At 74.3% G+C, this 18280-nt stretch carries 19 protein-coding genes; 10 read left to right on the top strand and 9 right to left on the bottom strand.

Annotation, left to right across the window (positions count from 1 at the left end):
* Positions 1–50: 50 nt before the first annotated feature.
* A complete protein-coding gene (locus ACGF3I_RS03630) occupies positions 51–1415 on the bottom strand; it encodes a dipeptidase (protein ID WP_393128861.1) in 1365 nt (454 codons plus the stop codon).
* A 179-nt stretch (positions 1416–1594) separates the two neighbouring features.
* Here ACGF3I_RS03630 and ACGF3I_RS03625 point away from each other — a divergent pair, with 179 nt between their 5' ends.
* From ACGF3I_RS03625 to ACGF3I_RS03605, 5 genes are all read left to right on the top strand, one after another.
* The gene (locus ACGF3I_RS03625; protein WP_393128860.1) at positions 1595–2857 is read left to right on the top strand and encodes a geranylgeranyl reductase family protein; all 1263 of its coding nucleotides are present in this window, start codon (positions 1595–1597) and stop codon (positions 2855–2857) included.
* Between the two features lie 560 nt (positions 2858–3417).
* Positions 3418–4764 carry an ABC transporter substrate-binding protein gene (locus tag ACGF3I_RS03620; RefSeq protein WP_393128859.1) on the top strand — a complete coding sequence of 449 codons (1347 nt, stop codon included), beginning with the start codon at positions 3418–3420 and terminating at the stop codon, positions 4762–4764.
* Between the two features lie 30 nt (positions 4765–4794).
* Entirely contained in the window at positions 4795–5793 is a 999-nt protein-coding gene (locus ACGF3I_RS03615; protein WP_393128858.1) for a carbohydrate ABC transporter permease, read from the top strand.
* On the top strand, positions 5790–6680 hold the full coding sequence (locus tag ACGF3I_RS03610) for a carbohydrate ABC transporter permease (protein ID WP_393128857.1): 891 nt from the start codon (positions 5790–5792) through the stop codon (positions 6678–6680). The genes ACGF3I_RS03615 and ACGF3I_RS03610 overlap by 4 nt, the downstream gene beginning before the upstream one ends.
* A gap of 42 nt (positions 6681–6722) precedes the next feature.
* Positions 6723–8033 carry an alpha-glucosidase/alpha-galactosidase gene (locus tag ACGF3I_RS03605; RefSeq protein ID WP_393128856.1) on the top strand — a complete coding sequence of 437 codons (1311 nt, stop codon included), beginning with the start codon at positions 6723–6725 and terminating at the stop codon, positions 8031–8033.
* Between the two features lie 101 nt (positions 8034–8134).
* Here ACGF3I_RS03605 and ACGF3I_RS03600 read toward each other — a convergent pair whose 3' ends face one another.
* A complete protein-coding gene (locus ACGF3I_RS03600; RefSeq protein WP_393128855.1) occupies positions 8135–8590 on the bottom strand; it encodes a nitroreductase family deazaflavin-dependent oxidoreductase in 456 nt (151 codons plus the stop codon).
* 167 nt (positions 8591–8757) lie between these two features.
* Here ACGF3I_RS03600 and ACGF3I_RS03595 point away from each other — a divergent pair, with 167 nt between their 5' ends.
* The 3 genes from ACGF3I_RS03595 (at position 8758) to ACGF3I_RS03585 (ending at position 11442) form a co-directional block, all read left to right on the top strand.
* Positions 8758–9456: a TetR/AcrR family transcriptional regulator gene (locus tag ACGF3I_RS03595; RefSeq protein WP_393128854.1), complete on the top strand. Its 699-nt coding sequence runs from the start codon at positions 8758–8760 to the stop codon at positions 9454–9456.
* Between the two features lie 61 nt (positions 9457–9517).
* On the top strand, positions 9518–10780 hold the full coding sequence (locus ACGF3I_RS03590; RefSeq protein WP_393128853.1) for a sensor histidine kinase: 1263 nt from the start codon (positions 9518–9520) through the stop codon (positions 10778–10780).
* On the top strand, positions 10777–11442 hold the full coding sequence (locus ACGF3I_RS03585; RefSeq protein ID WP_393128852.1) for a response regulator: 666 nt from the start codon (positions 10777–10779) through the stop codon (positions 11440–11442). The genes ACGF3I_RS03590 and ACGF3I_RS03585 overlap by 4 nt, the downstream gene beginning before the upstream one ends.
* Here the strand turns inward: ACGF3I_RS03585 and ACGF3I_RS03580 are convergent.
* Positions 11403–11690, bottom strand: coding sequence for a DUF6332 family protein (locus tag ACGF3I_RS03580; protein WP_393128851.1), 288 nt, complete (start codon positions 11688–11690; stop codon positions 11403–11405). The two genes, ACGF3I_RS03585 and ACGF3I_RS03580, sit on opposite strands and share 40 nt — an antisense overlap.
* An 88-nt stretch (positions 11691–11778) precedes the next feature.
* Positions 11779–12993: an MFS transporter gene (locus tag ACGF3I_RS03575; protein WP_393128850.1), complete on the bottom strand. Its 1215-nt coding sequence runs from the start codon at positions 12991–12993 to the stop codon at positions 11779–11781.
* 268 nt (positions 12994–13261) lie between these two features.
* On the opposite strand from ACGF3I_RS03575, the gene ACGF3I_RS03570 reads away from it, so the two are divergent.
* Positions 13262–14482, top strand: a complete 1221-nt coding sequence (locus ACGF3I_RS03570; protein WP_393128849.1) for an ROK family protein — start codon at positions 13262–13264, stop codon at positions 14480–14482.
* Here the strand turns inward: ACGF3I_RS03570 and ACGF3I_RS03565 are convergent.
* From ACGF3I_RS03565 to ACGF3I_RS03550, 4 genes are read right to left on the bottom strand one after another with little or no spacing between them, the layout of a single operon-like run.
* Positions 14470–15354 carry a phosphotriesterase gene (locus ACGF3I_RS03565; RefSeq protein WP_393129114.1) on the bottom strand — a complete coding sequence of 295 codons (885 nt, stop codon included), beginning with the start codon at positions 15352–15354 and terminating at the stop codon, positions 14470–14472. The genes ACGF3I_RS03570 and ACGF3I_RS03565 overlap by 13 nt on opposite strands.
* Positions 15348–15917, bottom strand: coding sequence for a DUF4865 family protein (locus tag ACGF3I_RS03560; RefSeq protein WP_393128848.1), 570 nt, complete (start codon positions 15915–15917; stop codon positions 15348–15350). The genes ACGF3I_RS03565 and ACGF3I_RS03560 overlap by 7 nt, the downstream gene beginning before the upstream one ends.
* A 9-nt stretch (positions 15918–15926) precedes the next feature.
* On the bottom strand, positions 15927–16340 hold the full coding sequence (locus ACGF3I_RS03555; RefSeq protein ID WP_393128847.1) for a cupin domain-containing protein: 414 nt from the start codon (positions 16338–16340) through the stop codon (positions 15927–15929).
* A gap of 47 nt (positions 16341–16387) precedes the next feature.
* A complete protein-coding gene (locus tag ACGF3I_RS03550) occupies positions 16388–16957 on the bottom strand; it encodes a TetR/AcrR family transcriptional regulator (protein WP_393128845.1) in 570 nt (189 codons plus the stop codon).
* Positions 16958–17168: 211 nt separating this feature from the next.
* Between ACGF3I_RS03550 and ACGF3I_RS03545 the strand changes: the two genes are divergently transcribed.
* Positions 17169–17459 carry an SHOCT domain-containing protein gene (locus ACGF3I_RS03545; RefSeq protein WP_393128844.1) on the top strand — a complete coding sequence of 97 codons (291 nt, stop codon included), beginning with the start codon at positions 17169–17171 and terminating at the stop codon, positions 17457–17459.
* 259 nt (positions 17460–17718) lie between these two features.
* Here ACGF3I_RS03545 and ACGF3I_RS03540 read toward each other — a convergent pair whose 3' ends face one another.
* On the bottom strand, positions 17719–18246 hold the full coding sequence (locus ACGF3I_RS03540) for an ATP-binding protein (RefSeq protein ID WP_393128843.1): 528 nt from the start codon (positions 18244–18246) through the stop codon (positions 17719–17721).
* Positions 18247–18280 lie beyond the last annotated feature (34 nt).

The following is an 18280-nucleotide window of genomic DNA, read 5'->3' as shown; positions in this document are numbered from 1 at the left end:
CGCTCTGCGCGATGTCCGCCCAGCGCTGAACCGTGATCCGCCCCTGCGGCTCAACTCTGCTTCGAGGCCGCGTAGTTGACGAGGAAGTGCGCCTCGGCGACCGAGAGGCGCTCCAGCTCGTCGGGCGACACGCTCTCGTTCACCGCGTGGATCTGCGCCTCGGGCTCGCTCAGACCGATCAGCAGGATCTCGGACTCGGGGTAGAGCGCGGCCAGCGTGTTGCACAGCGGGATCGAGCCGCCCATGCCCGAGGACTGCATCTCCTGCCCCGGGTAGGCCACCGCCATGGCGTCGGCCATCGAGGTGTAGGCGGGGCTGCTGGTGTCCGCGCGGAACGGCTGGCCCTGGCCGACCTGCTCGAAGGAGACCCGGGCGTTCCACGGGACGTGCTTCTCGATGTGCGCGTAGAGGAGCTTGGTCGCCTCGGCCGCGTCCTGGCCGGGCGGCACCCGCAGGCTGATCTGCGCGCGGGCGCTCGCCGGAATGGACGGCGTCGCACCGGCCACCGGGTGGCAGTCGATGCCGATGACGGTGACCGCGGGGCGGGCCCAGATGCGGTCGGCGACGGTGCCGGTACCGGGCAGCGCCACCCCGTCCAGGACCTTGGCGTCCTGGCGGAACTCGTCCTCGGGGTACTGCAGCCCCTCCCACGCGGCGGTCGCGTCGAGGCCCTCGATCACGGTCTGGCCGTGTTCGTCGCGCAGCGAGTCCAGGACGCGGATCAGCGCGGCGAGCGCGTCCGGTGCGGCGCCGCCGAACTGGCCCGAGTGCAGATTGCCGCCGAGGGTGTCGACCCGGACCCGGATCATGGTCATGCCGCGCAGCGTCGCCGTGACGGTGGGCAGGCCCACGCGGAAGTTGCCGGTGTCGCCGATGACGATCGCGTCCGCCGTGAGCAGCTCGGGGTGGGCCTCGGCGTACTGCTCGAGCCCTCCGGTGCCCTGCTCCTCCGAGCCCTCCACGATCACCTTCACCGAGACCGGTACGCCGCCGTTGGCCTTCAGGGCGCGCAGCGCGAGCAGGTGCATGATGAACCCGCCCTTGCAGTCGGCGGCCCCGCGCCCGTACCAGCGGCCGTCGCGCTCGGTCAGCTCGAACGGCGGGGTCACCCACGCCGACTCGTCCAGCTTCGGCTGCACGTCGTAGTGCGCGTACAGGAGCACCGTCGGCGCGCCCGCGGGTCCCGGCAGCAGGCCGTACACCGACTGCGAGCCGTCGGGGGTGTCGAGCAGCGCCACGTCCTGGAAGTCCTCGGCGCGCAGCGCGTCGGCCACCCACCGCGCCGCCGCCTCGCACTCGCTGCGGGGAGCCACCGCCTCGTCCGCCACCGACTGGAACGCGACCAGTTCCGTGAGCTCCGCCTTGGCCCGGGGCATCAGGGAGGCGATGGTCTCGGCGATCGGGTGGGCGGTCATGGGCACGCTCCTCGTGGGTGCGACGTTGTAAGTACGGACGCGCGTGGATACACGTGCGTGTACGACGAAGATATGGCCGATCCTCCCACAACGGGCCAGGACAGGAGGGCGGGGCTACCGCCCCGTAGGATGCGGTCGTCAACACGGGCCACTGGTCGGACGGGGAGCAAAGGCACATCGTGAGCAGCGAGAACGCAGACGCCGGGACGGACGGACCGCGGGAGGAGCAGCAGGGCGAGACCGCCGAATCGGTGACCGGGCCGGCCGAAGGGCCCGTCTGGGACGTCGTGGTGGTGGGGGCCGGCCCCGCCGGTGCCTCGGCCGCCCACGCGGCGGCCGTCGCGGGGCGCAAGGTGCTGCTCCTGGAGAAGGCCGAGCTGCCCCGCTACAAGACCTGCGGCGGCGGCATCATCGGCCCCTCGCGCGACGCCCTGCCCCCCGGCTTCGAACTGCCGCTCCAGGACCGGGTGCACGCGGTCACCTTCTCCCTCAACGGGAAGCTGACGCGCACCCGCAGGTCCAAGAAGATGCTGTTCGGCCTGATCAACCGGCCGGAGTTCGACGCGGGCCTGGTCGCCGCCGCCGAGAAGGCCGGCGCCGTCGTCCGTACCGGCGCCGCCGTCTCCAAGGTCGAGCAGCACGGCTCGGCCGTGCCCGACCGGCGCACCGTCGCGGTGGTCCTCGGCGACGGCGAGACCGTGCTCGCGCGGGCCGTCGTCGGCGCGGACGGCAGCGCCGGGCGCATAGGGGCCCATGTCGGGGTCAAGACGGAGCAGGTCGACCTCGGTCTCGAGGCCGAGATCCCGGTGCCCCCGAGCGTGGCCGAGGACTGGGCAGGCCGGGTGCTCATCGACTGGGGCCCCATGCCCGGAAGTTACGGCTGGGTCTTCCCCAAGGGCGACACCCTGACCGTCGGCGTGATCTCGACGCGCGGCGAGGGCGCCGCGACCAAGCGCTACCTGGAGGACTTCATCGCCCGGCTCGGCCTCGCCGGGTTCGAACCGGCCATCTCCTCCGGCCACTTGACGCGCTGCCGCAGCGACGACTCGCCGCTGTCCCGCGGTCGCGTGCTGGTGTGCGGCGACGCGGCGGGCCTCCTGGAGCCGTGGACGCGCGAGGGCATCTCCTTCGCACTGCGCTCGGGCCGCCTCGCGGGCGAGTGGGCGGTGCGCATCGCCGAGTCGCAGGACGCGGTGGACGCCCGCCGCCAGGCGCTGAACTACGCCTTCGCCATCAAGGCCGGGCTCGGCGTCGAGATGGGCGTCGGCCGCCGGATGCTGACGCTCTTCGAGAAGCGCCCGCTGCTGCTGCACGCCGCGATCACCGGCTTCCGCCCCGCCTGGAAGGCGTTCGCGGACATCACCCGCGGCGCCACCACCCTGGCCGGCCTGGTGCGCACCCACCCGCTGGCGCGGCGCGCCCTGGACGCGGTCGACCGCTGATCCCCGCGGGGGGGGGGGGGGGGGGGGGGGGGGCCCCCCCCCCCCCCCCCGCCCCGCCCCCCACCCCCCCCCCCCCCCCCCCACCCCCCCCCCCCCCCCCCCCCCCCGCGGGGGCCCCCCCCCCCCCCCCCCCCCCCCCCCCGGCCCGCGTGAGCGGCCGGCAGGACGAACCCCGCTGGACGAACCCCGCTGGTCGAGCTCCGGGGTAACGAGCTCTGTATGACGGGCCATCACATCTCCTGGAGAGCAAGGGACTTGACGGCCGGTCCGCCGCCGATTCGGCCGGATGACGGCTGCCCGGGGCCGGATCGCGGCCCTTGCGCGCGGGCCCGGCAGCCCCATCCGGTGGAGCCTCCCGGCGACACGGCCCCGGGCCCTTGACGTTGGGCGGGAGAAGGCGCTTTCATCCAGCCAGTGGCCCGGATCGCGGCACGGTCCGGTGCCGCGAGAGGTGCGCCCAGTCGGCAAGGCCCCCCACCGGGGCGCCGGGCCGGCCCGAGTCGCCAGGATCCGAGCCCGGGTCCGAGGCGGGGACGTACCCGCGAGGGATGGAGCGGATCATGCCCGCCGGCCCGGATCGCCCCCCTGCCCCTTCGCCCGCCGCCGTGGCGCCGGACCGCCGCGCGCTCCTGAGGGCCGCGACGGGATGCGCCGCCGCCGCACTCGCGGCGCCGGCCCTCACCGCGTGCGGCTCCGCCGAGGGCGTCGCCGCCGACGGAACGGTGACCGTCGAACTGTGGCACGGCCAGACCGACACCTCGAAGAAGGCCATCGAGGCACTCGTGGCGGAGTTCAACCGCACCCACCCGAAGATCCATGTCGACACGGGCGGCGGCGCCACCTCCGACGTGATGCTCCAGAAGGTGACCGCCGCGCTGGCCTCCGGCTCCTATCCGGACATCGCCTACGTCTTCGGCTCGGACATCGCGAGCATCGCCCGCAGCCCGCGCGTCGTCGACCTCACCTCGGCCCTGCGCGCCGGCCCCGTGCCGTGGACCGACTACTGGCCCTCGCTGCGGGACGCGGTGACCGTCAACGGAAAGGTGCGCGCCGCGCCCTCGCTCGTCGACTCCATGGCGGTCGTCTGCAACAAGACCCTGTTCCGGCGCGCCGGGCTGCCGCTGCCCCAACCGGGCTGGACCTGGGCCGAGTTCACCGACACGGCCCGCAGGCTGACCGACGCCTCCAAGGGCGTCTTCGGCACCGGCTGGCCCGGCGTCGGCGACGAGGACACCACCTGGCGGCTGTGGCCGATGGTGTGGGACCTGGGCGGCGACGTGATCGGGCCGGGCGGCAAGAGCATCGGGTTCGCCGACCAGGGCCGCCGGGCCCTGGAGACCATCGCCGCGCTGGTCGCCGGCAAGAGCGTCTACATCGACCCCAAACCCGGCAGCGCCCAGATGTACCAGGTCTTCCTCTCGGGCCGCATGGGCATGGTGATGGGCGGCCCCTGGACGCTGGCGGACATCATCACCGCCAAGGTGGACTACGCGGTGGTGCCGCTGCCCTCCTTCAGCGGCCGGCCCGTCACCATCTCGGGCCCCGACACCTGGACCGTCTTCGACAACGGCCCGGCCCGCTCGAAGGCCGCCGTCACCTTCGTCGAGTGGCTCATCGCACCGCCGCAGGACGTCCGCTGGGACATGGGGGCGGGCAGCCTGCCGCTCAGCTCGGACAGCGCCGGGCTGCCCGCGTGGGCCGACCACTCGGCGAAGACCGTGGGCCTGCCGGTGTTCACCAAGGCGCTGGAATCCGCGCGGGTACGGCCCGTGCACCCCGCGTATCCGCAGATCTCGCAGGCCTTCGGCGAAGCCGTCGTCGCGGTCCTGCTGGGACGTTCCTCCCCGGCGGCGGCGATGCGCCGGTGTGCCGAGAAGGCGGACGCCGCCCTGCTGATCCCGCGCTGAAGCCGGCCCCGTGACCAGAAGGGTCTCCAGATGAGAAACACCGGGCAGCGGACCCCCCGCCCGCTCACGCCGGCCCCCACTCCCGCCGCGCGCGCCGCACGGCGCCGCCGGGCGCGCGGCGAGACCGGCACCGCCTGGGCCTTCATCGGCCCGGCCGTTCTCGTCATCCTCGGACTCGGCGTCGTACCGCTGCTGTGGTCCCTGCTGCTCTCCTTCCGCGCGGACGACCTGGTGACGCCCGGCCGCTGGGTCGGCCTCGACAACTACCACGCGCTCTCCAAGGATCCGGCGTTCCGCACCGCCGTCGAGAACACCCTGATCTACGCGGGCGTCTACGTCCCCCTGAGCCTGGCCGGCGGCCTCGCCCTCGCCCTCGCGCTGAACCGGCGGATCCGGCTGGTCGGGCTCTACCGCACCCTGGTCTTCATCCCGTTCGTCGTCTCCGCGACCGCCCAGGGCGTGCTGTTCTCGTTCATCTTCGACCCCGAGTTCGGCGTGGCCAACGCGCTCCTGCACCACCTCGGCATCTCGTCGCAGGGCTTCCTGTCCGATCCGGGCCAGGCGCTCTACGTCCTGCTGCTCATCTCGCTGTGGAGCGGCATCGGCTTCTGCGTCATCGTCTACCTCGCCGCTCTCCAGGACGTCCCCGCCGAACTCCTCGAATCGGCCCGCCTCGACGGGGCGAACCGGGCCCAGGTGCTGCGCCACGTCACGCTGCCCTCGCTGACCCCCGTCACCGTCTTCCTGGTCCTGTGGCAGTTCATCACCGCGCTCCAGGTCTTCGACCTCGTGTACGTCACGACCAAGGGCGGCCCCCTCGGCGCGACCACGGTCATCGTCTACTTCGTGTGGGAGCAGGCCTTCCAGAACTTCACCGCCGGATACGGCGCCGCGGCGGCCTACGTCCTCGCGGTGGGCCTGATCGCGGCGGCCGTCGCCCTGCGCCTCTACCGGCGCCACCGCGCCCGATCGGAGTCAACCACCGTACGGAAGCCCGGAGTTGCCGCGACGCAAGGAGTGAGCCGATGACCGCGCCCACCACCGCGGCCCCCGGCGCGGCCGGCTGTGCGAGCGTGCCCGCCCGCACGGCCGTCCGGCGCCGCAAGCTGCCGTTCAGCCCCTGGCACCTGCTCCTGGCACCGCTCGCGGTCGGGTTCGCGCTGCCCCTGGTGTGGCTGATCATCAGCTCCGTCATGAGCGACGCGGAGATCAACCGCTTCCCGCCCGCGCTGTGGCCGCACGGCATCGACCTCGGCGGCTACCGCTATGTGCTCGGCAACGCCATGTTCCCGCGCTGGTTCCTGAACTCGTGCATCGTGGCGTGCGTCGCCGTCGCCTCCAACCTCGTCCTCGGGGCGCTCGGCGGCTACGCCTTCGCGCGGATGCGCTTCGCCGGATCAAGGGTGCTGCTCGGCCTGATGCTCGCGACGATGGCGGTGCCGTTCCAGCTGACCATGATCCCGACGTTCCTGGTGATGAAGTGGCTCGGGCTCATCGACACCCTCGGCGCACTCATCGTGCCCTCGCTGGTCACCCCGTTCGCGGTGTTCCTCTTCCGGCAGTTCTTCCTGACGCTGCCGAGGGAGCTGGAGGAGGCTGCGTGGATCGACGGCTGTTCACGGCTGCGCGTGCTCGTCTCCATCGTGGCGCCACTGGCCCGGCCGGCCCTCGCCACGGTCGCGGTCCTCACCTTCCTCGCCACCTGGAACGACCTGTCCTGGCCACTCATCGCCATCAACCACGACGCGCACTACACCCTGCAACTGGGCCTCACCACCTTCCAGGGCCAGCACCACACCAAGTGGTCCGCGGTGATGGCCGGCAACGTGGTGACGGTGCTGCCCGTCCTCGTCGCCTTCCTGTGCGCGCAGAAGACGTTCATCCAGTCCCTGACGTCGAGCGGCCTCAAGGGCTGAGGCCCGGAACCGATCCGCCGGACAGCATCGGAAAGGGCACACATGACCGACACCAGGATCGCCTTCGTCGGGGCGGGCAGCGTGGAGTTCACCCAGGGACTCCTCGCGGACCTGTTCGCCTTCCCCGAGTTCGCCCGCGCCCAGGTCGCCCTGCACGACATCGACCCCGAGCGCCTCGCCACCAGCGAGGCGGCGGCCCGCCACATCGCGGCCGAGCGCGGGGCCGAGCCACGGCTGAGCGCCCACCTGGAGCGGCGCGCGGCTCTGGAGGGCGCCGACTTCGTCATCAACACCGTCCAGGTCGGCATGAGCCGGGCGACCCGCACCGACTTCGAGGTCCCGGCCCGTTACGGGCTGCGCCAGACGATCGGGGACACCCTCGGCATCGGCGGCATCTTCCGTGCGCTGCGGACCTTCCCGCTGCTGCGCTCACTCGCCGACGACATGGCCCAACTCTGCCCCGATGCGCTGCTGTTGAACTACACCAACCCGATGGCCATGAACCTGCTGTACCTGCACCGGGTGGCGCCCGCGCTGCGCGCCGTCGGACTGTGCCATTCGGTGTACTGGACGATGCACGACCTGTGCGCCCTGATCGGCACGCCCTTCGAAGAGGTCTCCTACCTCGCGGCCGGGGTCAACCACCAGTCCTGGGTGCTGCGCTTCGAACGCGCCGGGCAGGACCTGCACCCCCTCCTGGACGAGGCCATCGCCAAGGATCCCGGACTGCTGCGCCGGGTGCGCGTCGACATGTACCGCAGGCTCGGCCACTACCCGACCGAGACCAGTGAACACTCCGCGGAGTACGTGCCGTGGTACCTCCACCACGACGCGGAGGTCGAGCGGCTGCGCCTGCCCGTCGGCGCCTACCTCGGCATCACCGAGGAGAACCTGGCCTCCTACGCCCGTACGCGCGACGCCCTCGCCGAGGGGCGGCCGCTGCCCGTCGAAGGCACTCTGGAGTACGCCCCGCAGATCATCCACAGCGTCGTCACGGGCACCCCGCGCACGGTGTACGGCAATGTACCCAACCACGGCCTGATCGAGAACCTGCCCGCCGACTCCGTCGTCGAAGTCCCGTGCCTGGTCGACGCGTTGGGGGTCCAGCCCACCCGGATCGGCACCCTGCCGCCGCAGTGCGCGGCGGTCAACCGGGCGTACGTCTCGGTGAACGACCTGGTGGTGCGGGCCGCCGTGCGGGGCGAACCGCGCCACATCCGGCACGCCGCCATGAGCGATCCGGCGACCGCGGCGGCCCTGCCCGTGGAGCGGATCTGGGATCTGTGCGACGACCTCGTGCAGGCCCATGGGCCGTTGCTGCAACCGGAGTTGCGCGCCCTGCTCGGGCACTGACCGTTCTGCCGGGACGCTGACCGTTCTGCCAGGAGGCCGACCGTCCTGCCCGGGCACGGACCGCCCCGCCCGGGCGCCGAGCGTGCTGCGGCGCGGCCGGGTCAGGAGGTGGTCGTGATGCGGAAGACGGGGTGGTCGGGGGCGACGCGGCGCAGTTCCGCCTCGCTGGAATCGGGGCCGACGCCGTTGAAGAAGACGCCCACCTCGGCCTTCCAGCGCTTGAGGTAGGCACGGAGCAGCGCGGGCTTGTCGTCGTCGGCGACCTCCACCGCCGTGAAGACCTCCGTCCTGCGGCCCAGGAGCAGCTCGCCGCCACCGGCCGCCCGCATGTTGTGCGTCCACTGCACATGGCCGCGCGGGGCCACCAGGTACCGCTCGCCGGCGAACGTCAGCAGGTTGACCGGGGTGCGGCGCCACTCGCCGCTCTTGCGGCCGCGGACCGCGAGGACCCGCGAGCCCCAGACGCTGATCCCGCGTCGCGTGACCCAGGCGACCGCCCGGTTGAGCACGTTCACCGTGAACCAGCCGGGCTTCTGGACGTGTACGGATGCGGACATGGTGTGTCTCCCCTGGGGGTGCGAGAGCGGTGCTCTCGTTCAAGAGCAGTGTGCACCGCGAGGCTGCTCCACATCAAGAGCGGTGCTCTCGAAAATGTGCGGCGCTCCGTTCCGTGTGCAGGGGACGCGTTCTTGGCCGCTGCTCACGCAACTGTCAGACTGACGCCATGAGCACCGTCCAGGGAGCCCGCGCGCGGGCACGCATCGAAGTCACCGCGGCCATCAAGGACGAGGCCAGACGGCAACTGGCCGCCGACGGGGCCGCCAAGCTGTCGCTGCGCGCCGTCGCCCGCGAACTGGGCATGGTCTCCTCCGCGCTCTACCGCTACTTCCCGAGCCGGGACGACCTCCTGACCGCCCTCATCATCGACGCCTACGACGCCGTGGGCGAGGCCGCCGAACGCGCCCTCGCCGAGCAGGACGCCGGAGCGCCTCCCGCGGTCCGCTGGGTCGCCGTCTGCCGCGCGGTGCGCGCCTGGGCACTCGGCCACTCCCACGAGTACGCCCTCATCTACGGCTCGCCCGTGCCCGGCTACAGCGCCCCCGAGGCCACCGTCGGCCCCGCGTCGCGGGTCGGGCTCGTCCTGCTCTCCATCGCCCGCGACGCCCACCGGGGCAAGGGCATCGCCCCGCCGCGCCCCGCCGCCCCGCTGCGCGCCGAGGCCGAGCGGATGGCCGCCGACCTCGCCCCCGATCTGCCGCCCGCGGCGGCCGTCGCGCTGGTCACCGCCTGGGCGCAGCTGTTCGGGCTCATCTCCTTCGAGGCGTTCGGCCAGTTCCACCGGGTGGTCGAGGACCGCGAGCCCTTCTTCGTCCACGCCGCCGAGCAGCTGGCCCGCTCGGTGGGCCTGGTACTCCCCGCGTAGTAGGCGCGACCACCCCGCCCGGCCGACGCCGGGGCGCCGGGGGCCGGTCTAGCGTGGCGGTATGGAAGAGCAGCAGCCGTCCCGCGAGGCCGCACGCGGTGCGCCGCCCCGGTGGCGGGCGGGTCCGCCGTCCCCGCTGCGGCGCTGGGTGCGGGGACCGGACGGCGAGGACGGGCGGGTCGCCCGGCTGCCGTGGCCCTCGACGATCGCGCTGACCGCGGTCGTGCTGGCCGGTTCCCGCTTCGCCGGGCACGCCCAGACCGGCCGGGTCCCGCTGGACGCCGTCGGCGCGGTGCTGCTCGTCCTCGCGTGCGCGGTCCTGCTGGTCCGGCTGCGGCACCCCGTCGTCGCCGTGTTCGGCGCCTCGGCGGCGGCCCTGGTCTACCTCGCGGCGGGGTATCCGTACGGCCCGGTGTTCTTCCCGGTCGCGGTCGGCTGCTTCACCGCGGTCATCGCCGGTCACCGCCGCCAGGCCTGGGGCGCGGTCGCCATGCTCTGGCTCGGGCACCTCGCCGTCGCGCACTGGCTCTACCGATGGCTGCCGCCGGCGCACGACGCGGCTCCCGCGTGGACCCAGGAAGTGGCCGTGGCCGCCTGGGCGGTGGCCGTCGTCGCCGTGGCCGAACTCGTACGGGTGCGCCGCGAGCAGTGGGCCAGGGAGCGAGCCGGGCGGGCCGCCGCGGCCAAGCGCCGGGCCGACGAGGAACGGCTGCGGATCGCCCGCGAACTGCACGACGTGCTGGCCCACAGCATCTCCGTGATCAACGTCCAGGCCGGTGTGGGCCTCGCCCTGCTCGACTCGGACCCGGAGCAGGCCCGTACCGCGCTGACCACGATCAAGTCCGCGAGCAAGGAGGCGCTCGGCGAGGTGCGCCAGGTCCTGGAGACGCTGCGTGCGCCGGGCGAGGCGCCGCGCTCACCGGCGCCCGGCCTCGACCGGCTGCCCGAACTCGTCGAGCAGGCCGCGGGCGCCGGGCTCACCGTGCGCACCACCTCCACCGGCCGGCCCGTCACACTGCCGCCCGGCGCGGATCTGGCCGCCTTCCGCATCGTCCAGGAGGCCCTCACCAACGTCGTGCGCCACTCCGCGGCGCGCACCGCGCGGGTGGCGGTCGGCTACGAGCCGGGCGCCCTCGTGCTGCGGATCGAGGACGACGGGCCCGCGTCGGCGAACGAGGCGGGCGGCAGCGGCAACGGTCTGATCGGCATGCGCGAGCGGGCCGCCGCGCTGGGCGGCACGGTCGACGCGGGCCCGGCCGGCCGCGCAGGCTTCCGCGTGACGGCCCGCCTTCCCCTGACCGGCCACCCCGGGAGGACCCCGTGATCCGCGTACTGCTCGCCGACGACCAGCTCCTCGTACGGGCGGGGTTCCGGGCACTGCTCGACGCGCAGGCCGACATCGAGGTGGTGGGGGAGGCGGCCGACGGCGCCGAGGCGCTCGCCCTGGTGCGTGAACTGCGGCCGCACGTCGTCCTGATGGACATCCGGATGCCCCGGCTCGACGGCCTCGCCGCCACGCGCCTGATCACCTCCGATCCGGCCCTCGCCGAGGTACGGGTGGTCATGCTCACCACCTTCGAGCTCGACGAGTACGTCTTCGAGGCGATCCGCGCCGGTGCCTCCGGGTTCCTGGTCAAGGACACCGAGCCGGACGAACTGCTGCGCGCGGTCCGCGCGGTGACCGGCGGCGACGCGCTGCTCTCGCCGGGCGTGACGCGGCGCCTGATCGCCGAGTTCGCGGCCCGTTCCAAGGAGCCGGCCGCGGCCGGCGCCCTGGCCCAACTCACCGAGCGGGAGCGGGAGGTGATGGCACTCGTCGGCATCGGCCTGTCCAACGACGAGATCGCCCGGCGGCTGGTCGTCAGCCCGCTGACCGCCAAGACCCATGTGAGCCGCGCGATGGTCAAGCTCGGTGCGCGCGACCGGGCCCAACTGGTGGTCCTGGCCTACGAGTCGGGGCTCGTGCGCCCCGGCTGGCTCGGCTGACGCGGACCACGGCCGGCCGCCCGGGGGAAGCGCCACAGCACGTGCATGGTCCGCCAGACGAACACGACGAGCGCGCAGCCGCCGCCGAGCAGCATCAGCACCCGCCGCAGGGGGTGCGGCAGTTCGAGCGCGTACCCCGATCCGCTGATCGCGCCGAACACCACCGCGGCCGCGAGCAGAGCGCTGACCAGGGCGTAGCCGATCTCGATCGTGATGGCGTCCCGCTCGGCCCGGCTCCGTGTCCCCATGCGCGAAGTCTCACAGCACCCGCACCCGACCGGCAACCACCGTCCACCGGCCGCGGCCGGGGAGTTGACCGGGAGGAGGCGCGGGAGATCAGTCGTGCGCGGCCGTCGCGTTGCGCGCGGTCCAGCCGATCAGCGCGGCCCCGGCGGCCAGCACCGCGACCGTGGTGAGGGCGAGCGGCAGCGAGGACCACTCGGCGATCAGGCCGATCGCGGGCGGCCCGAGCAGCATGCCGCCGTAGCCGAGGGTCGAGGCGGCGGCCACTCCGCCCGGGCCCGCGACGGCGCCGGCCCGGGCGACGGCGACCGGGAAGATGTTGGCGAGGCCGAGCCCCATCACGGCGAACCCGGCCAGCGCGAGCCAGGCCGCCGGGGCGAGCGCGCCGAGCAGCATCCCGGCCGACGCGGTGAGCCCGCCCATGACGAGCGTCCGGGTCTGGCCGAACCGTTCGAGCAGCGCGGTGCCCGAGAGCCGGCCCGCCGTCATGGCCAGCGCGAACAGCGAGTAGCCCACGGCCGCGACCCCGGGCGCGGCGGACAGGTCCTGCTCCAGGTGCAGCGCGCCCCAGTCGGCCATCGCGCCCTCCCCGTACGCCGTGCACAGGGCGATCAGGCCGAAGAGCAGCACCAGGCGCCGGGCCCGGGTGCCGGGCCTGCGGCCGGTGGCGTGCGGCGCGCTCGGACGGGCCGGCGCGGGGTGGCGCAGCAGGACGGGCCCGGCCGCGGCCGTGATGAGGAGCCCGAGGACGGTGAGGGCGAGCAGGTGCGCGGTGGGGGAGAGGCCTGAGGCCACGAGCGCGCCCGCGCCCGCCCCGACCATGCCGCCGAGGCTGAACGCCGCGTGGAAGCTCGGCATCACCGGCCTGCGCAGCGCGGCCACCAGGTCCACGGCCGCGCTGTTCATCGCCACGTTGAGCCCGCCGTACGCGGCGCCGAACACGAGCAGCACCAGGCCGAGGGCGAGCACCGAGTGCGTCAGCGCGGGCAGCGCGATGGCCAGGGCCATCAGGGCCCCGCACGCCACCGTCACCGGGTGGCTGCCGAAGCGCCGGCAGAGCCGGCCGGTCAGCGTCATCGTCACCACCGCCCCGGCCGAGACACCGAGCAGGGCGAGGCCCAGCTCGCCGGCGGAGGCTCCGGTCTGCTGCTTGATCGCGGGGATGCGGACCACCCAGCCGGCGAACAGGAAGCCGTCGAGGGCGAAGAACACGGTCAGGGCGGAGCGGAGGCGGGACAGGGAGGGTGCGGCGATGTCTGCGCCAGAGTCCCCCGGAGCGGCCGTCCGTACTTTGTTTAGTAGCGGCACAAACTCAGGATAGGGGCAGCGTCGCCACGCATCAACCGGCTTGGAGGAGGCCGAGGAATGACCGGCGGGACGTCCCGCGGCGGACGGCGCACGGTCGGTGGGGGGTCCCGGTCGTGGCGGCGGCGGGTGCGGGCGCGGCCCCTCGGTGCCGCGGACCGCGCCGCCTGCGGGCGGCGGCGCCCGGTGAACGCCCGCGCCGCGCCGCCCTGTTGGGCCCCTCGCGGCCGGACGGACGGCCCCGGCCCGGGATCATGGGAGACTCGCCCCCATGAACGGCAAGGCGACGACCACCCGGACCAGGCTGGAGAGAGGCCGCGGCGCGCTCGGCCCCGCACTCGAACTGGTGCACACCGGCCGTGCGCCGACCCGTGCCGTGCTCACCTCCGAGCTGGGTGTGACCCGGGCCACCGCCGGCGCGGTCGCCGCCGAGCTCGAAGCGCTCGGTCTGATCCAGGTCGACTCCCGGCCCGCCGCGGCCGGCTCCCAGGGCCGGCCCTCGCACCGGCTCGCGGTCAACGAGGCCGGGCCCGTCGTGCTCGCGGCCCAGGTGCACGCGGACGGCTTCCGGGCCGCGCTGGTCGGGCTCGGGGGCGAGATCGTGGCCACCGACCCGGGCTGTGTCATCGTCTCCGCCGACCCCGCCCAGGTGCTGGGTGAGGTCGTGGAGGCGGGCGCGGCCCTGCTGGCGGGCAGCGGGCGCCGCTGCGTGGGGGCGGGGCTGGCGGTGCCGTCCGCCGTCGCCGAGCCGGAGGGCACCGCGCTCAACCCGCTGCACCTGGCCTGGCCCGCAGGGTCCCCGGTGCGGGAGATCTTCGCCGAACGCGTCCGGGCCGCCGGCATCGCCGGGCCCGCCTTCACCGGCAACGACGTCAACCTCGCGGCCCTGGCCGAGCACCGCCACGGCGCCGGGCGCGGCGCGGAACACCTGCTCTGCGTGGCCACCGGGCACCGGGGTGTCGGCGGCGCCCTCGTCCTCGACGGCCGTCTGCACACCGGGAGTTCGGGCCTGGCCCTTGAGGTCGGCCACCTCACCGTCAACCCCGACGGGCGCCCCTGCTACTGCGGAAGCCGCGGCTGCCTCGACGTCGAGGCGGACCCGCTGGCCTTCCTCACGGCCGCGGGCCGCGCCCCGGGCCCCGAGGTGTCCCTGCTCGAACAGGCGCGGGCGATGCTGCGCCACGAGTACGCCGACGCCTCGGTGCGCCGCGCCGCCGAGGAGCTCGTCGACCGGCTCGGCCTCGGCCTCGCCGGGCTCGTCAACATCCTCAACCCCGACCGGATCATCCTCGGCGGGCTGCACAAGGCGCTCCTGGAGGCCGACCCCGACCGGCTGCGCGCCGTGGTGGCCGACCGGAGCCTGTGGGGCCGCAGCGGCGGCGTCCCGATCCTGGCCTGCTCACTGGACCACAACAGCCTGGTCGGCGCCGCCGAGCTGGCCTGGCAGCCGGTGCTCGACGACCCGCTGGGCGCCCTCGGTCACCAGGCGTAGGCCCGCGCCGGATTGGCGACCAGGATCTGCTCCAACACCTCCTGGCCCAGGTCGAGTTCGAGCCGGGGGCGCACCCGGCGCAGCAGATACGGCATCCCGGGGGTGTCCGGCGTCACCGTGTCCCCGCCGAGCAGCAGACGGCCGGCGAAGCCCGCGTCCACGAGCGCCCGCAGCGCGTCCGGCATCCGCCAGTCGGTGGCGTGGTTGGCCCGTGAGGGCCCGTCGAAGGCGAGCCACGTCCCCGCCTCCGCGGCCAGGCGGTGCACCGTGAAGTCGGGGGTGCGGTTGAGGTGGCCGAGGATCAGCGAGCCCGGCGCCACCCCCAACTCGCCGCAGACCAGGTCGAGTACGTCGAGCACGCCCGTCCCCAGCTCCAGGTGCACGGCGATCGGCGCGCCCGTGGCGTGGTGCGCCGTCGCGGCGGCCCGCATCGTGTGCACGGCGTGCTCGTCCAGCCCGTGGAAACCGCCCGCCACCTTGATCAGCCCGGCCCGCACCCCCGTGTCGCCGATGCCTTCGGTCAGCTCGCCGACGAAGAGCTCGTCGAGCCGGTCGCGTACGGAGGCGAGCAGCGCGTCGGAGTAGTGCACGTGCTGGTGGAGCCCGGTCGCCGCGATGACGTGCACCCCCGACTCCCGTGACAGCGCCGGTAGTCGGGCGATCCGGCGCCCCATGCCGTACGGCGTCCACTGGACCACCGTGCCCCCGCCGAGCGAGGCGAACGCGGCGAGCCGGGCCGCCGCGGCCTCGGCGTCGTCCAACTCCTGGCCCGGCAGCCGGGGGCTGCGGATGAAGAGGTGGTCGTGTGCGTCGACCACGCCGAGGCGGGTGGCCGGCACCGCCCCGAGCACCGTGTGCGCCGCGCTCACCAGTGCCGCCCCGGACGCAGTGACGCACGGCCCGGCTGCGACAGGTGCAGCACCTGGAACCGGTCGCCCCCGGGCGGCGGATCCGACTGCTCCCAGAGGGTCAGGCGCACCACCTCCCAGCGGCTCGGATCGATGCCCACGGCGCTCGCCACCGCGCCGGCCGCCGGCTCCTCGGCCACCTGCTCCGCCACGAACCGGGCCGGCTCGACGCCGTCGGGCACCGGCGTGCGCCGCACGGTCGCGGCGGCCGGCGTGGCCTGCGAGGCCGGCCCCTCGGTGTAGGAGAGGCCCGTCCAGTGCCGCACCCGGGGGCGCCCGAAGTCGTTCACGACGCCCTGGAAACCGGGTCCCCAGAGGAAGGAGTTCATGCCCTCGGCGGTGTTCCAGAGGTAGAACGGCGCATAGGAGTTGACCGGTGAGGAGGCACCCCGCTCGCGCATCAGATAGGCCTTGAGGCCGAGCCCGGGGAAGTCGTCCAGAAGGTGGCCCCGGGTCGCGACGCGCTTGCGGATGATCTCCATGTCGTAGTCGGCGGGCAGGACGATCTCGTACTGCATCGCGTGCATGACGTCTCCTCAGGAAGCCGGGACGGCCGCGGGCCGGCAGGTGTCGGCCGCGACGTGGCGGCCCCATTCGACGGTCGTGCCGTCGGCGGCGGCCTCGACGGCCGCCAGGTGCGTCATGAAGGTGCGCGGCCCGGCTCCGTGCCAGTGCCACTCGTCGGGCTCGATCCAGACGGTGTCGCCGGCCCTGATCGTCTCCACCGCGCCGCCCCGCCGCTGCACCAGCCCCTCGCCCTCGGTCACATGGAGCACCTGGCCGTGCGGGTGGCGGTGCCAGGCGGTGTGCGAGCCGGGCGCGAAGTGCACGCTGAACATCCGCAGCCGGGAAGGGAGTCGGGGCGCCGCGATCTCGTCGAGCCATACGGTGCCGGTGAAGTGCTCGGCCGGACCGGCCTGGGTGTCGGGGCGTTGCCGGGTGATGTGCACGTATGACCGTTCCTTGGTGGGGAGTTGACGGGAGTGACGGGGGCCCGTCATCCGGTGGCGGGGGCCGGCGCCAGCAGGGAGAGCAGGCCGCGCACCCCCGCGTCGAACGCCTCGGGGGAACCGGAGGCGCGGGCCAGGACGTAGCCGCCCTGAACGGTGGCCACCACGGTCGAGGCGATCTCGCGCGGCACCACGGGCACCGCGAACTCGCCCCGGTCCAGGCCCTCTTGGACGATCGCGGCGAGCCGCTCGCGCAGCCACTCGAGCGTCTCGTCCACAGGGGCGCGCAGCTCGGCACTGGCGATGATCTCGGGGTCCATCGTGAGCCGCCCGACGGGGCAGCCGCGCAGCACGTCGCGCTCGCGCAGCAGATACGCCGAGATCCGCTCGTACGCCGTGCCGTCGCCCGAGAAGGTGGCCTCGGCCGCGGCCCGCATCTCCTCGGCCGTGCGCCGGATCGCGGCGAGGGCCAGATCCGGCTTGCCCGCGAAGTGGTGGTACATGCTGCCCTGGCCCGCGCCGGCCTGCTGCTGGATCGCCTTGGGGCTGGTGCCCCCGTAACCGCGTTCCCACAGCAGTTCCCGGGTCGCCTCGATCAGCCGTTCCGAAGTGCTCATGGGCACACTGTACATACCAGTAGGTACAGAATCCAGAGCCAGGTTGCGGGGCGGGGAGGGCGGGCCCGGGACGAGGTGCCGGAGCAGGGCGTCCGGCCCGCGGTACTCCCCGCGGGGTAGGCCGGCGGCCGCTGCCCGTACGACGACATGGCACCTCCCGGCGGCGCAGGCTCGACGTACGAACCGATCACGACCGAAGGAGTCGATCGAGATGAACACGCTCGCTCATGCGGCCGGGCCCGGACCCTGGATCTTCTTCGTCCCGCTGGTCTGGGCGGCCGTCGTCCTCACCGTCGTGACCGTGCTGCGCCGCGCCGGTCTCAGGGGGCGCCGGGGGCCGTGGCGGCCGCCCGTGGACGACCGCTCGCCGATCGCCGTGCTCGGCCGCCGGTTCGCCTCCGGCGAGATCGACGAGGAGGAGTACTGGCGGCGGATCTCCGTGCTGGAGGAGCACTTCGGGCGGGTGGTCACGGCCCCGCCGGGCAAGGGCGGCCCGGTGTGAGTCCCGCCCGGTCGCGGGGGGGGGGGGGGGGGGGGGGGGGGGGGGGGGGGGGGGCGGCGCGGGGGGGGGGGGGGGGGGGGGGTGGGTGGGGGGGGGGGGGGGGGGGGTGTGGGGGGGGGGGGGGGGGGGGCGCCCCCCCCGCCGGCGGGGGGCGGGGCGGGGGGGGGGCCCCCCCCGGGGGGGGGCCCGGGCCGCCCCCCCCCCCCCCCCCCCCCCCCCCGCGCCGGTTCGGCGCCACGGGCCCGGCCGGCCGCGCCGGTCAGCCCGCGACGGGTGACCGGGCGGCGGCGGTTGCCCGTTCGCGGGCCGGGCGCTGGGTGCGCGCCTCCCGGAACGGGGTGCCTGCCGCCGTCGCCGCGTAGGCGAGATGCGGTTTCGGGGCCGCGGCGGGGGACGGCGCGGCCAGCGTGAACCACACGGTCTTGCCCGACTCGCCCAGCGGACGCACGCCCCAGCTGTCGCTGACCGCGGCGATCAGGGCCAGGCCTCGGCCGTTGGTGGCCAGGGCCTCGGCGTCCCGCACGGCGGGCAGGGTCGGGTCGTGGTCGTGGACGGAGATGGTGAGCCGGTCGAGCAGCAGCTCGATCTCGACCGTGCACATCTTGTCCGGCTCGGCATGGCGGTGGACGTTGGTGAGCAACTCGGTGACGCCCAGCGCCGCCTGGTCTATCAATGGGTCCACATGCCAGTAGCGCAACTGCGCTGAAACGATTCTGCGGACCTGACCGATCCGCGACGGCAGGGCTTGGAGCTCCACCGTGCACTGCCTGCTTGGCTGGCTGATCACGGTTGCGACTCCCCGAATGAGGTCCGGAAGTAGC

The organism is Streptomyces sp. NPDC048111 (assembly GCF_043202815.1).
Lineage (GTDB): Bacteria > Actinomycetota > Actinomycetes > Streptomycetales > Streptomycetaceae > Streptomyces.
The sequence above is the reverse complement of the archived record's forward strand: the minus strand, read 5'-3'. Positions and strand labels throughout refer to the sequence as shown.

Coding starts and splice junctions, on each gene's coding strand:
- ACGF3I_RS03620 (WP_393128859.1), top strand. CDS start 3,418: ATGCCCGCCGGCCCGGATCGCCCCCCTGCCCCTTCGCCCGCCGCCGTG.
- ACGF3I_RS03580 (WP_393128851.1), bottom strand. CDS start 11,690: ATGGGGACACGGAGCCGGGCCGAGCGGGACGCCATCACGATCGAGATC.
- ACGF3I_RS03615 (WP_393128858.1), top strand. CDS start 4,795: ATGAGAAACACCGGGCAGCGGACCCCCCGCCCGCTCACGCCGGCCCCC.
- ACGF3I_RS03605 (WP_393128856.1), top strand. CDS start 6,723: ATGACCGACACCAGGATCGCCTTCGTCGGGGCGGGCAGCGTGGAGTTC.
- ACGF3I_RS03595 (WP_393128854.1), top strand. CDS start 8,758: ATGAGCACCGTCCAGGGAGCCCGCGCGCGGGCACGCATCGAAGTCACC.
- ACGF3I_RS03590 (WP_393128853.1), top strand. CDS start 9,518: ATGGAAGAGCAGCAGCCGTCCCGCGAGGCCGCACGCGGTGCGCCGCCC.
- ACGF3I_RS03570 (WP_393128849.1), top strand. CDS start 13,262: ATGAACGGCAAGGCGACGACCACCCGGACCAGGCTGGAGAGAGGCCGC.
- ACGF3I_RS03550 (WP_393128845.1), bottom strand. CDS start 16,957: ATGAGCACTTCGGAACGGCTGATCGAGGCGACCCGGGAACTGCTGTGG.
- ACGF3I_RS03600 (WP_393128855.1), bottom strand. CDS start 8,590: ATGTCCGCATCCGTACACGTCCAGAAGCCCGGCTGGTTCACGGTGAAC.
- ACGF3I_RS03630 (WP_393128861.1), bottom strand. CDS start 1,415: ATGACCGCCCACCCGATCGCCGAGACCATCGCCTCCCTGATGCCCCGG.
- ACGF3I_RS03545 (WP_393128844.1), top strand. CDS start 17,169: ATGAACACGCTCGCTCATGCGGCCGGGCCCGGACCCTGGATCTTCTTC.
- ACGF3I_RS03610 (WP_393128857.1), top strand. CDS start 5,790: ATGACCGCGCCCACCACCGCGGCCCCCGGCGCGGCCGGCTGTGCGAGC.
- ACGF3I_RS03560 (WP_393128848.1), bottom strand. CDS start 15,917: ATGCACGCGATGCAGTACGAGATCGTCCTGCCCGCCGACTACGACATG.